The 13,214-nt window shown below is 70.8% G+C and carries 10 protein-coding genes; 5 read left to right on the top strand and 5 right to left on the bottom strand.

Annotated features, from left to right (window positions below; genetic code table 11):
- Positions 1 to 11 precede the first annotated feature (11 nt).
- Both ELQ94_RS10740 and ELQ94_RS10735 read right to left on the bottom strand, forming a co-directional pair.
- Positions 12 to 404: a hypothetical protein gene (locus tag ELQ94_RS10740; protein WP_127049915.1), complete on the bottom strand. Its 393-nt coding sequence runs from the start codon at positions 402 to 404 to the stop codon at positions 12 to 14.
- A 193-nt stretch (positions 405 to 597) separates the two neighbouring features.
- Entirely contained in the window at positions 598 to 1,494 is an 897-nt protein-coding gene (locus ELQ94_RS10735; protein WP_127049913.1) for a LysR family transcriptional regulator, read from the bottom strand.
- Between the two features lie 132 nt (positions 1,495 to 1,626).
- On the opposite strand from ELQ94_RS10735, the gene ELQ94_RS10730 reads away from it, so the two are divergent.
- The 3 genes from ELQ94_RS10730 to ELQ94_RS10720 all read left to right on the top strand — a co-directional run bounded on the left by ELQ94_RS10730 (position 1,627) and on the right by ELQ94_RS10720 (position 7,720).
- Positions 1,627 to 5,418 carry a proline dehydrogenase family protein gene (locus ELQ94_RS10730; RefSeq protein ID WP_127049911.1) on the top strand — a complete coding sequence of 1,264 codons (3,792 nt, stop codon included), beginning with the start codon at positions 1,627 to 1,629 and terminating at the stop codon, positions 5,416 to 5,418.
- 191 nt (positions 5,419 to 5,609) lie between these two features.
- Positions 5,610 to 6,239: an immunity protein Imm33 domain-containing protein gene (locus ELQ94_RS10725; protein WP_127049909.1), complete on the top strand. Its 630-nt coding sequence runs from the start codon at positions 5,610 to 5,612 to the stop codon at positions 6,237 to 6,239.
- Positions 6,240 to 6,295: 56 nt separating this feature from the next.
- Complete coding sequence (locus ELQ94_RS10720) at positions 6,296 to 7,720, top strand: MFS transporter (protein ID WP_127049907.1); 1,425 nt, start codon at positions 6,296 to 6,298, stop codon at positions 7,718 to 7,720.
- 130 nt (positions 7,721 to 7,850) lie between these two features.
- Here the strand turns inward: ELQ94_RS10720 and ELQ94_RS10715 are convergent, their stop codons facing one another.
- The gene (locus tag ELQ94_RS10715; protein WP_127049905.1) at positions 7,851 to 8,729 is read right to left on the bottom strand and encodes an SDR family oxidoreductase; all 879 of its coding nucleotides are present in this window, start codon (positions 8,727 to 8,729) and stop codon (positions 7,851 to 7,853) included.
- A 361-nt stretch (positions 8,730 to 9,090) separates the two neighbouring features.
- On the opposite strand from ELQ94_RS10715, the gene ELQ94_RS10710 reads away from it, so the two are divergent.
- The gene (locus ELQ94_RS10710) at positions 9,091 to 10,983 is read left to right on the top strand and encodes a DUF2207 family protein (protein ID WP_127049903.1); all 1,893 of its coding nucleotides are present in this window, start codon (positions 9,091 to 9,093) and stop codon (positions 10,981 to 10,983) included.
- A gap of 45 nt (positions 10,984 to 11,028) precedes the next feature.
- Here ELQ94_RS10710 and ELQ94_RS10705 read toward each other — a convergent pair whose 3' ends face one another.
- Together ELQ94_RS10705 and ELQ94_RS10700 are read right to left on the bottom strand one after the other, a co-directional pair.
- On the bottom strand, positions 11,029 to 11,370 hold the full coding sequence (locus ELQ94_RS10705; protein ID WP_243696957.1) for a DUF4190 domain-containing protein: 342 nt from the start codon (positions 11,368 to 11,370) through the stop codon (positions 11,029 to 11,031).
- Between the two features lie 89 nt (positions 11,371 to 11,459).
- Positions 11,460 to 12,086: a TetR/AcrR family transcriptional regulator gene (locus tag ELQ94_RS10700; RefSeq protein ID WP_166404737.1), complete on the bottom strand. Its 627-nt coding sequence runs from the start codon at positions 12,084 to 12,086 to the stop codon at positions 11,460 to 11,462.
- 77 nt (positions 12,087 to 12,163) lie between these two features.
- On the opposite strand from ELQ94_RS10700, the gene ELQ94_RS10695 reads away from it, so the two are divergent.
- On the top strand, positions 12,164 to 12,856 hold the full coding sequence (locus ELQ94_RS10695) for an NAD(P)H-dependent oxidoreductase (protein ID WP_127049899.1): 693 nt from the start codon (positions 12,164 to 12,166) through the stop codon (positions 12,854 to 12,856).
- Positions 12,857 to 13,214 lie beyond the last annotated feature (358 nt).

Below are 13,214 nucleotides of genomic sequence, written 5' to 3'. Positions count from 1 at the left end.
GGAATCGGGCGTCAGAGGACCCGCTCACCGCCGTTCACGAGCGGGTCCGTCGTGCTCGGGAGCACGGCCATGATCAGGGAGACGGCCCCGGCTCCGAACAGGATCACGAAGTCCATGAGGGTCAGGCCCGTCGGGAGGAGCCCGGCGACCGTGTCGTCCGCGAGCCCCGCGAGCCCCAGGAGGACGAGCGCGCCACCCGCGAGGACGAGCACTCCGCGGATCGCCGCCTTGTTCTGCGAGAAACACCCGACCACGAGGAGCACGAGGGCCAACCCGAGATAGAGGACGTCCACCAGGATGTCGACGTTGAAGATGCCCAGGAGGTGCTCGCCCTCGACGAAGAGTCCGATGAACCCGTGGCCTCCGAGGAGGATGCCGAGCATGATCGCGAATGCTTTACCCATCCGTCCAGACTGACGACCGCCGTCCCGCCTCGCCCGGGCTTGCTTTCCGTGCCTCCCGTCCGAACGGCCCGCCGGCCTCTTACCCTCCTCCCCTCCTCAGGTGGAGCGTTTACGCCGTTTCGCGGCAGTACAGCGCCGCGAAACGGCACAAGAGCTCTATCTGGCGGTGTGTGCAGACGGGGGAGGGGACGGGTCAGGGGGAGAAGGAGGCGACCGTGTCGCGGAGGGCGCCGCGCACCGCGACGACGCCGGGTCGGCCGGCGCTCGAGCGGCGTGCGCTCGAGAACACCTCGCGGTGCGGTGACCCGTCGAGCTCGACGAGCGTGACGTCGGCCGGGCCGCCTCCCCACACGAGGTCGGGGAGGAATCCGACGGCGGCCCCGGAACGGATGAGGCGCATGTGCGCGACGAGGTCGGCCGTCTCGAAGCGCACGTCGGGTTCGAATCCCGCGGCCCGGCACGTCTGCAGCGACCATGTCCGCGACGCCGTTCCCTTCGGCTCGAGCACCCACGGCAGCGCGGCGGCATCCGCGAGGGAGGCTCCGCTCCAGGGCCCCTCCGGCGGAGCGGCGAACCGGATGACGTCGGTCAGCAGGTGCTCGCGGTCGAGCTCGGGCCGGAAGACGCGGGTGTGGCCGGGATACTGTTCGGCGATCACGAGGTCGAAGTCGCGGGCCGAGACCTCGAACAGGCCGATGTCGGGCTCACGCTCGACGATCTCCACCCTCAGCTCGGGGAAGTCCCGCGCCACGCGCGCGAGAGCCGGGGGGATCACCGCGTGCGCGGCCGACTGGAACACGGCGACCCGCACCGTGCCCGTGACGTCCGCGAGACTCGCGGCCAGCTCGCTCTCCGCGAGCTCCATCTCGTCGAGGAGCCGTGCGGCCCGCGTCGCGAGCACCTCGCCCTGCGGCGTGAGGAGCACCCGACGCCCGCTCTTCTGCAGGAGTTCGACGCCTGTCTCCCGCTCGAGGATGGCCAGTTGCTGCGACACCGAGGAGGGGCTGTAGCTGAGCGCCTCGGCGACGGCGGTGAGGGTTCCGCGCAGGTGGAGTTCGTGGAGAAGTCGCAACCTCCGCATGTCGAGCATGCGGTCATCCTATAGTTCGGCGAAACTGACGATAACCGTTCGGAAAGGTGCGCTTTTGCTTAAACGTGGAGGCCCGCACACTGGACTCACGCGGCCGCACGAGCCGTTCGCCCCCTGGAGGTAGCAGCCACGATGTCGACGTCGATCCCGCAGCAGACGGACGCCCATTCCCCCGAGGCCCGTGGGGAGGACCTCGCAGCGCTCGCGACCGAGGCCGCGATCCTCGCCGAGCGGTGGGTCGCGGAGAGCGCCGATGCGCCCGTCGATCCCTCCGCCCAGCGCCTCGCGGGCGTGCTGAAGGACCCGAACGGACTCGCCTTCACCGTGGGGTTCGTCGACGGCGTGATGCGCCCCGAGTCGCTCTTCGTCGCGGGCTACAACCTGCAGAAGGTCGCGAAGCTCACCCCCGGCTTCCTCCCGTGGTACTTGAAGGCCGCGATCGCGTGCGGCGGGTTCTTCGCCCCGATCGTGCCCGGCGTCGTGATCCCCATCGCCCGGCGTGTGCTGCGCGGAATGGTGGGGCACCTCGTCGTCGACGCCACGCCCGCGCGGCTCGGACCGGCGATCGCGAAGCTCCGCCAGGACGGCACGCGACTGAACCTGAACCTCCTCGGCGAGGCCGTGCTCGGAGAGCAGGAGGCCGCCAAGCGCTACGAGGGCACGCTCGACCTCCTCGCCCGCGACGACGTGGACTACGTCTCCATCAAGGTCTCCGCGATCGCGGCGCAGCTGTCCATGTGGTCGTTCGACGAGGCCGTCGACCGCGTCGTCGAGCGCCTCCTCCCGCTCTACCGTCTCGCCGCCGACGCGGAGAAGGCCGGGGCGCGCAAGTTCATCAACCTCGACATGGAGGAGTACCGCGATCTCGACCTCACGATCGCCGTCTTCACCCGGGTGCTCGAGCACCCCGAGCTGCGGCACCTCGAGGCGGGCATCGTCATCCAGGCCTACCTGCCGGACGCGCTCGGCGCGATGCAGGAGCTGACCGCGTGGGCGAAGACGCGGCGCGGCCAGGGCGGCGCTCCCATCAAGGTGCGGCTCGTGAAGGGTGCCAACCTCGCGATGGAGGCGGTGGACGCCGTCGTCCACGGCTGGCAGCAGGCCACCGTGCCGAGCAAGCTCGAGGCCGACACCAACTACAAGCGTGTCCTCGACTGGTCGTTGAACCCCGACCGGACGGACGCAGTGCGCGTGGGTGTCGCGGGACACAACCTCTTCGACATCGCCTTCGCGTGGCTGCTCGCCGAGCGTCGCGGTGTCGTCTCCGCCGTGGAGTTCGAGATGCTCATCGGCATGGCGACGGGGCAGGCGGAAGCCGTCCGGCGCACCGTCGGCGAGCTCCTGCTCTACACGCCCGTCGTGAGCCCGCGCGAATTCGAGTTCGCGATCTCGTACCTCATCCGCCGCCTCGAGGAGAACGCGTCGGACGACAACTTCATGTCGGCCGTGTTCGAGCTGCACCGCAACGCATCGCTGCTGTCGCGGGAGAAGCGCCGCTTCCTCGCCTCCGTCGACCGCCTGGTCGAGACGCGAGGGCAGATCCCGGGGCCCAACCGCACGCAGGACCGCTCGGCCGAGTGGGTCGCCGCTCCGCCGATGCCCGCGCTCCCCGGGAGCGACGCCGGTCCCACCGCCGGCTTCCGGGCCCTCCTGGCCCCCGGCGCCGCCCCCGCGGCGGCCGACCTGCCCGCCATCGAAGCCGCTGCGGCCGAGGCGGGCGACCCGGAGGATGGTCTGACCCGTCAGGTCGAGACCCTCGGCCGTGGACGCCGCAGCGACAACCCGTTCGAGACCACGCGCGTGTTCACGGCGAGCTTCGAGAAGATCGAGCGCACAGGGCTCGGCGCCCCCGGATTCCACAACACCCCGGACACCGACCCGTCGCTGCCGGCCAACCGTGCGTGGGGCCGCGCGATCCTCGAGCGCGTCCCCGGCTCCACCGTGGGGCTCGACACGATCCTCGACGCGCGCGTCACCGATGCGGACACGCTCGATGCGCTCATCGAGGCCGCCGTGGCGCGCGGCACGGAATGGGGCCGCACCCCCGCCGCCGACCGCGCCGAGGTGCTCGACCGTGCCGGGCTCTCGCTCGCCGCGCACCGCGACCGCCTCATCGAGGTCTCCGCGTCCGAGACGGGCAAGACGATCGCCGAGTCCGATCCGGAGATCAGCGAGGCGATCGACTTCGCGCACTACTACGCGGCTCAGGCCCGCCAGCTCGACCGCGTGCAGGGCGCCGTCTTCGTGCCGCCGAAGCTCATCGTCGTGACCCCGCCGTGGAACTTCCCCGTCGCGATCCCGGCGGGCGGCGTGCTCGCCGCCCTCGCCGCCGGCGCGGCCGTCATCATCAAGCCGGCCCCGCAGGCCCGCCGCGCCTCCGCCGTGATGTGCGAGGCGCTGTGGGAGGCGGGAATTCCGCGCGACCTGCTCGTCCTGGTCGACATCGAGGAAGGGGACCTCGGACAGCGCCTCATCTCGTCCGACGCCGTCGACCGCGTGATCCTCACGGGCGCATGGGAGACCGCGAAGCTGTTCCGTTCGTGGAAGCCGGACCTGCCGCTGCTCGCCGAGACGAGCGGGAAGAACGCCGTGATCGTGACGCCGAGCGCCGACCTCGACCTCGCAGCCTCCGACGTGATCAAGAGCGCGTTCGGTCACGCCGGTCAGAAGTGCTCGGCCGCGAGCCTCGTCATCCTCGTGGGCTCCGTCGCTCGGTCCGACCGGTTCCGCCGCCAGCTCGTCGACGCCGCGATGTCGCTCCGCATCGGGTACCCCGAGGACCCGACGAGCCAGATGGGCCCGATCGTCGAGCCCGCGGCCGGGAAGCTCCTCCACGGCCTCACCGAGCTCGGTGTCGGCGAGGAGTGGCTCGTCGAGCCGAAGCAGCTCGACGACACCGGGACTCTGTGGTCGCCCGGTATCCGCGACGGCGTCTCGCCCGGGTCGTACTTCCACCTCACCGAGTTCTTCGGCCCCGTGCTCGGCATCATGCACGCCCGCACGCTCGAGGAGGCGATCCGACTCGCGAACGCCGTGGACTACGGCCTCACCTCCGGCCTCCACACGCTCGACCCGATGGACCTCGAGGAATGGCTCGGCGGCATCCAGGCGGGCAACCTCTACGTGAACCGCGGCACGACGGGCGCGATCGTGCAGCGCCAGCCGTTCGGCGGCTGGAAGCGCTCCTCCGTGGGCGCCGGCACGAAGGCGGGCGGACCGAACTACCTCCTCGGTCTTGGCTCGTGGCGTTCGGCCGTGGGTTCGTCGAGCTCGACGCTGCACCTCCGCGGCCTCGACCCGCGCATCACGGGCATCATCGAGGCGGCGCAGCCGTCGCTCGCCTACGAGGACTTCGACGTCCTGCGCCGCTCGGCTTTGTCCGACGCGGTCGCGTGGGGCACCGAGTACGGCGAGGTGAAGGACGTCTCCGGTCTCGGACTCGAGCGGAACATCCTGCGGTACCGCCCGGTCCCCGTCGCGGTGCGTGCGACGCCCGACGCGACCCTCGGCGAGCTCGTCCGCGTCCTCGTCGCCGCGGTGCGCTCACGTTCGGCCTTCACGCTCAGCGTCGCCCGCGGCCTGCCGACGCCGCTCCTGCGCGCGCTCGACGGCCTCGACGTGTTCGTGACGGTGGAGACCGACGAGGAATGGATCGGTCGCGTCGCCGCCGGTTCGCGGGTGGGCGAGGGCGAGCGCACCGAGCGCATGCCCCGCGCCCGCATCATCGGCCAGAAGGCGTCGCGCACGTCCGTGCACGCCGCCCTCGCGTGGGCCGTGGACGGCGACCCGGATCTCGCGATCTACTCGGGCGAGGTCACCCAGTCCGGCCGGATCGAACTGCTCCCGTTCCTCCACGAGCAGGCCATCTCGATCACGGCCCACCGCTTCGGCAACCCCGACCCCTGGAGCGCCGAGGTCATCTGACCCGGCACCCCGCCCGCCCCCGGCACCCCGCCCGCCCCCCACAGAGCCCCTCCCCCTAGATGAGGCGTTCGAGCGTCTTGGCACCGTTATACCGGCGCGAAGACGCTCGAACGCCTCAGTCGGTGGAGCTCGCGCGGGGCGCGGGAGTGACTGGCGAGCGGGAGGGTGAGCGTCGAGGGTAGCGTGGACGAATGGCAGTCGTATGGCATGAAGCAGACCACGGCGGACGACACCTGGCGGTCCAGGCGCACGATGTGCTCGGACCGGCGGCGCAGTCGCTGCTCACCTACGTGGGGTCGCTCCCGGCGGAGTCGATCGTGCCGGGTGCGACCGTGCAGTTCGGGTGGATCGTCTTCGACGTGGTCGACGGGCCGGGCGGATGGATCACGCTCGACTCGCCGGATCTCCGCGGTGACGCCCTCACCGAGCGCACTCCCGACGTGTCGCTCGCGCTCCTCGGTCTGACGGAACTCGTCGGCTTCGCCCAGCGGACGGGCCTCGCCCCTGGCGAGGTACGGTTCGACCAGACCGTGCTCGCGCATCGCGACACCGTCGGCGCGAGCGACCTCTACCTCGAACGGCTCGAGCCCACGCAGCTCGGCGATTCGGGCTGGTATCTCGGGCCGAACGACGTGCGTGACCAGCCGACGGCGGACGAACTCGTGGTCCGTCGGGTCTGGCATCTCCTCCTCGAGCTCCCTCGTGTGTTCGGAGCGCTCGCCCTGCCGACGGGCTCGCTCGTGGTGGTGAAGGGCGGCGACGTGCTCACCGTCGCGGACGCGACGAGCACCGAGCTCTGGCGCACCGACTCCGCGCGCTGAACCAGCCCATCTGGGAACGGGACCGAAGGGCGCTCCGCCGGAGCATACTGGGAGGCATGAGCGAAGCGCGCGTCCTCCCCACGGATCCGAGGGCGCAGCGGAACGTGCTCGTCGTCGCGATCCTCGCCTCGTTCGTGGCCTTCCTCGACGGCTCCATCGTGAACGTCGCCCTTCCCGCGATCGTGGACGAACTCGGCGGCGGGATCGCGCTGCAGCAATGGGTCGTCGACAGCTACCTGCTCACGCTCGGCGCGCTCATCCTCCTCGCCGGCTCGCTCTCCGACGCGCTCGGACGCACGCGCATCCTCACGATCGGCCTCATCTGGTTCGGGATCACGAGCCTCGCGTGCGCGATCGCACCCACGGGGGAACTGCTCGTCGCGGCCCGTACCCTGCAGGGTGCCGCGGGTGCGCTGCTCGTGCCGTCGTCCCTCGCCCTCATCATCTCCACCTACGCGGGGGCGGCGCAGGGCCGGGCGATCGGCATCTGGACGGCGTGGACGGGCACGGCGACGATCATCGGCCCGCTCCTCGGCGGCATCCTCGTGGACGCGTCGTCGTGGCGATTCATCTTCGGCATCAACATGCTCCCGATCGTCGTGACGCTCGTGCTGCTCCGGCGCATTCCGGCCGCCGTGCTGCCGGAGAAGCGCTCGCGCGTGGACGTGATCGGCGCGGTCCTCGGTGCGGTCGGACTCGGCGGACCGGTGTTCGCCCTCATCGAGCAGCCGCGGTTGGGCTTCGCGCACCCGGCGGTATGGGTGAGTCTCGTGGTCGGCGTCGCGAGCTTCATCGCGTTCCTCTGGTGGGAGCGGAGGATCCCCCACCCGATGCTGCCGCTGAGCGTCTTCCGCTACCGCAACTTCTCGATGGGCAACATCGCGACCGCGTTCATCTACGGCGCGCTGTCGCTCGGTTTCTTCGTGATCGCGATCTACCTGCAGCAGGTCGCGGGCTTCTCGGCCACCCTCGCGGGCTTCGCCACGCTGCCGCCGACCCTCGTGATGCTCGCGCTGTCGAGTCGCGTCGGTGCGCTCGCCGGCCGTCTCGGACCGCGACTGTTCATGACGGTCGGCCCGCTGGTGGGCGGCGCGGGGTATCTCCTGCTGCTGACGATCTCCGACCCCGTGCAGTACTGGTGGCAGGTGCTGCCGGGACTCGTGGTGTTCGGGCTCGGCCTCGCGATCACGGTCGCCCCTCTCACGAGCGCGATCCTCGGGGCTCCGCCGGCCGCCCAGGCGGGGATCGCGTCCGCGGTGAACAACGCCGTCTCGCGGGTGGCCGGACTCATCGCCATCGCGTGCGTCGGGTTCATCGTGGGCGCACAACTCGACCTCGCCGGGCTCCACCGCGCCCTGCTCGTGACCGCCGTGCTCCTGATCCTCGGCGGTCTCGTCTCCTGGTTCGGCATCCGCAACCCCGTGCCGCCGGCCGAGACCACCCCGGTGACGGGGTCCACCGCGGTGCCTCCCACCGCCTGACCCGAGCGTCTGCCTTCCCCGGCCTCCCGGAGTCGCCCCGGCCCATTCCGCCGAGCGCTACACCGTTGTGCCGAGCGCTACAGAGAAAGCTGTAGCGCTCGGCGAATCCTGTAGCGCTCGGCGAGAACGGCTAGAAGGTGGTGCCGCCCGTGACGGAGACGACGGCGCCGGAGACGAACGACGACGCGGGGTCCGCGAGGAAGACGTACGACGACGCGAGCTCCGCCGGCTGGCCGGCCCGGCCGAGGGGGGTGTCCTGACCGAACTCCGGAAGCGTCTCCGGCCAGGAGGTGCCCGGGATGAGAGGCGTCCACACCGGTCCGGGTGCGACTGCGTTCACCCGGATCCCCTTCTCGCCGAGCTCCTGCGCGAGGCCCTTCACGAAGGCGACCTGTGCGGCCTTCGTCATGGCGTAGTCGATGAGCGCGGGAGACGGGCTCACGGCTTGCACGGACGACGTCACGATGATCGACGATCCCGGCTTCAGGTGCGGAACCGCGGCGCGCGTCATCCACAGCTGGGCGAAGATGTTCGTCTCGAAGGTGCGTCGGAACTTCGCGGTCTCGAGTGCGTGAATGCCCTCGGTGACGTCCTGGAAGGCCGCGTTCAGGACGAGGATGTCGAGCGAACCCAGCTCGGAGACGACGCGCTCCACGATGTCGGCGTTCGTCTGCTCGTCGCGGATGTCGGCGGCGATGACGAGCGCCCTCCGGCCGGACGCCTCGATGAGCGCGCCGGTGGCATCGCCGTCGGCCTGCTCCTCGGGGAGGCAGACGATCGCCACGTCCGCTCCCTCGCGGGCGTAGGCGATCGCCGCGGCGCGACCGATGCCCGAGTCGCCGCCCGTGATGAGGGCGACGAGCCCGTCGAGCCGCCCCGAACCCACGTAGGAGTCCTCTCCGTGGTCGGGGGCCGGCATCATCTCCGTCGTGAGGCCGGGCTGGGTCTGCTCCTGCTCCTCGAAGCCGTCTTCGTGGTGCGCGGTGCGGGGGTCGTTCTCGGTGGTCATTCGTCCTCCTCGATCGGTGTAGGTCTTCTCGACGACGCTAGGTCGAGGCGGGGGAGCTCGTCGCGGCCTTGACACTGCTGCGCGCCGCCGCTGGCCTCTCGTCCCTTCGGCCACGTTGCAATTCGGGCCCGCTTCTCTGCCGGCCCCGGTGCCGATCCCTCCCGTGTCGCAACTGCGCACGCAGTTTCCGTCCGCGGGTGAAATTTCACCCGCGGACGGAAGTTGCGCACGCAGAACCTCAGGGAGAGGGGAAGCGGCAGACGGACGGACGGACAGGCGCGGAGAGGGAGGAGGGAAACGGGCGGACGGGATCCGCCGAGCGGGGGATGAACGGTGTGCGGCGTGTGGCTAGGCTCGCGGGATGGCCGACCGGACTGCGTACGCCCGAACCCCTCAGGTGAGCTCCCGAGAGGCGAGGTCCCGGCCGCCGGGCGGTCGCTGGCGCCGGGCCGCGGTCGCGCTCGCCGTGGCCGCCGTCGCCCTCCTCTCCGTCGGTGTCGCCGCCCCGGCCCATGCCGACACCGACGACTTCACCTTCGACTCCTTTCACGCCGATATGACGCTCGTGCGTGGGGCGGACCAGCACGCCCAGCTGCTCGTGACGGAGACGATCGTCGCGCGCTTCCCGGAGGACGAGGAGCAGAACCGCGGCATCATCCGCGCGATCCCCGACGACTACGACGGGGTGCCGCTCGAGACCGAGGTGACGAGCGTGACGGACGAGGACGGCGACCCCGTGCCCTACGAGCTGTCGACCGACGACGGTTTCCTCGAGGTCGCGACGGGCGACGACTCCTTCGTGTTCGGCGCTCAGACGTACGTCATCTCCTACAGCCAACGCGACACGATCCGCGCGATCGAGGAGACCGCATCGGACGAGTTCCAACGGGACATCAACGGGACCGGCTGGGACCAACCGTTCGGTGAGGTGTCGACGACCCTCACGATGGACCCCGAACTCGCCGACGCCCTCACGGGCAACGCTGCCTGCTACATCGGCCGGGAGTGGTCGACCGAGCAGTGCGATATCGAGACGAGCACCGAGAACGGATCCGTCGTGTTCCGAGCCTCGGGTGTCGACCTGGGGGCCGAGGAGAACCTGACGATCGCAATCGGTTTCGAACCGGGCACCTTCGTGCCGGGAGAGGTCGAACGGAACGTGATCGAGCAGTTCGCGTTCGACGCGACCCCCGTGGTCCGCGGCGCCTCGGTCGCCGCCATCGTCCTGAGCGTGGTCGTGGCGATCGGAGCGATCGTCGGCCGCCGGCGCGGGAGGGACGCGCCCGGACGTGGCGTCATCGTTCCCCAGTTCGATCCGCCCGCCGACGTGTCGGTGATGCAGGCGGCGCACCTCATCGCGCGAAAGGGGCAGGCGGTGCCCGCGGCCCTCGTCGACCTCGCCGTCTCGGGCCACGTCCGCTTGCTCGACGATGAATCGTCGAAGGGCGTCGTCCTCCAATACGTGCGGCCGAGCGACGACGCCGCGCGCCAGGACGTGCTCGTCGCGCTGTTCGGGGAGGACGCCGAGGTCGGGGCCCGGAAGAAGATCGACGCTGCGGCGCAGGCGCTCGCCGGCCGGCTCGGGAAGCGCTCGGACGCGGCGCGGGATTCACTCCGGGAGGCGGGGCTCACAGAGAAGCCGGACCACCGCGTCGCCTCGTTCGCGATCTACGCCGGTCTCGGAGTCGTCGTGCTCGCGCTCGTCTGCGTGCTCCTCGGAGTGCTCGGCCGTACAGGCTGGTGGGGCGGTGGCGTCGCCATCGTCGCCGGTCTCCTCGCCCTCACACTGGCGGTGTCGTTGTGGCGTTACCGCGACCGCGTGACCGACCGGGGCGCGCTCGTGCGCGACCACCTCGTGGGGCTCCGCGACTACCTCGCGCTCGCAGAGAAGGACCGGCTCCGCGTGCTGCAGAGCCCGCAGGGTGCCGAGCGGATCGACACGGGCGACCCGCTCCAGGTCGTTCACCTGTACGAGGAGCTGCTTCCGTACGCGATCCTGTGGGGCGTCGAGAAGGAGTGGGCCGAGGTGCTCGAGGTTCGCGTCCGCGAGGCGGGTGTGCAACCGACCTGGTACGACGGCTCGTCGTCGTTCTCGTCGCTGCAGTTCCTCACGATGTACGGCGCGCTCCGCTCCGGCGCGTCCGCATCAGCGGCCGCGTGGGCGGGTTCGGGCGGCGGCAGCTACACGGGAGGCTCCATGGGCGGCGGCTTCTCCGGCATGGGCTCGGGAGGCGGAGGCGGAGGCGGGCGATAGTCGCGTCAGGTCGGGCGGAGGGGTGGTCTGACGGACGGGTCCGCGTCAGGCCGCGACGCCGGTGTTGACACTCGACGCGCCGATGCCCACGACCACGAGCAGGAAGAACCCGACGAGCACGACCCAGCCGAGCAGCATGAGCCCGTTGAGGATGATGCCCGTGACGGCCATCCCGCGTCCCGTGGGCTCCGATTTGAGCGCCGTCAGCCCCATGATGAAGCCGATGAGCGGGAGGATGAGGGTGAAGCCGAAGAACACCGACACGAGGCCGAGCACCATCGAGGCGATGCTCTTCCCGCGGGGCGGGGGAGCGACCGCCATGTAGACGGGCTGGCCGTAGTAGGCCTGCGGGGAGTGCGGCTGTTGCGCGGGCGGGTATCCGGACACGGGGGCTCCTGGCATCGAGAGGGGATCGTCACGCCCAGCTTCCCAGATCCCGGGTGCCGCCGGTATCGGCTCTCCCCTGGCCGGTGCGATCAGGCGGTGGACGGAGGAGGCGTCGAGGGGTCGGCGGGGCGGGGGGCGTGGCCACCGAGCAGGGCGTCGAGAGCTGGGGCCACCTCGGCGCGGTCGATCTGACCGGTCACGACCAGCTCGGCGAGGCCGTGCACCGCGCCCCAGATGGCGGTTCGGAGAGCCGCTCGCCCGGCGGGCTCCGCCTGGGGGTCGAGGTCGTCGACGAGTTCCGCGAGCATCCCGTGCACGCGTTCGAGGAGCGGAGCCATCGACGCCGAGGGGTGCCGAGGATCGCAGATCTCGGGATCGTTCATGAGGCGGAAGCGTGCGTGGTTATCGGCCGCGAATCCGATGTAGGCGGCGGCGATCGCCGACGCGCGCTCCGTGGGCGGCCGGTCCGCCGTCCGCCGCTGCGCGGCCTCGAGTCGATCGAGGAGGCCGCCCATGCTGAGCGCGCCGAGTCGCGCGAGCAGGGACGCCCGGTCTCCGTAGTGGTGGTAGGGCGCGTTGTGGCTGACGTCCGCGCGTCGCGCGACCTCGCGAAGGCTGAGGCTCGAGTGGCCGGCCTCGTCGACGAGCTCGAACGCCGCCGCCTCGAGGGCCGCGGCGAGGTCGCCGTGGTGGTACGCGCGTTCCGATCTTGACACGAGCAAGATTCTAGCCGTACGGTGACCATCGCGCATGTTGGCAGTGTCCAGATGCGCGACGACCGAAGGAGCACGACATGCCAGCCCTCATCATCGATGGTCACCCCGATCCGGATTCGCTCGGCTCGGCCATCGCCAGCCGCTACGCATCCGCCTATGGCGACGCCGATGTGCTCGCCCTCCGCGACCTCGACTTCGACCCGCACCTGCATGCGGGGTACGCGCGGACGCAGCCGTTCGAACCCGACCTCGAAGAGGCGTGGAACGCGATGCTGCGCGCCGACCACATCGTCGTCGTCACGCCGATCTGGTGGAGCGCGACCCCGGCGCTACTCAGCGGCTTCTTCGACCGCGTGCTCCTGCCTCGTCTGGCCTTCCGCTTCTCGCGGCGCGGATTCCCCGTGGGGATGCTCGCCGGCCGCAGCGGCCGCCTCATCGTGACGACGGACTCGCCGCGTCTCTACCTCGCGTTCCGCGGTGACCCCACCGTGAAGGCCGTCCGCACCGGCACCCTCGAGTACTGCGGCATCCGACCGGTCATGGTCACGCGCATCGGCCCGGTGCGGACGTCGACCGCCGAGAGGCGCGCGGCCTGGCTCGAGCGGATCGAGGCGACCGCGGTCAGGGACGCCCGGCGCGTCGGGCGATCCGCCCCGTCCCGGGAGCGACGTGCGCAGCGTCTCGCGCGGATCCCCTCCCGGCAGCGCGGTCCGGGCCCGAGGGTGCATGCTCGCGGGCATGGAAAAGGGGATCAGCGACCCGAACGCTGATCCCCTTCGCATCCCCGGAAAGTGCGGGGGCGGTCGTGTGGCGAGTTGCAACTCGCACTGCGCGTCCGCTACATGGGAAATTCCATCTGCTTGAACGTTACCCGGGAGTCGTCTGAATCTCTGTCGGGCATAGGGGGGACAAGCCGCCCCCAGTTCGGGTGATGCCGCGGGCCAGCGGATCGCCGCTCCTCGCGTCTCGGCATACCGCTGGATTCAGCGGCGACGACTGCCCCGGGTGGCGAGCCGCACGATGGCGAAGACGACGAGGGCGACGACGATGACGACGATGGCGAGGATGACGAGGTGCCAGAGCGTGAGGTTAGCGAGCATGGTGCGATCCTCGCAGCGGAGAGGGGCC

The organism is Labedella endophytica (assembly GCF_003990045.1).
Classification (GTDB): Bacteria; Actinomycetota; Actinomycetes; order Actinomycetales; family Microbacteriaceae; genus Labedella; species Labedella endophytica.
Note: the sequence above shows the minus strand (reverse complement) of the source record. Positions and strands in the feature narration are given on the sequence as shown.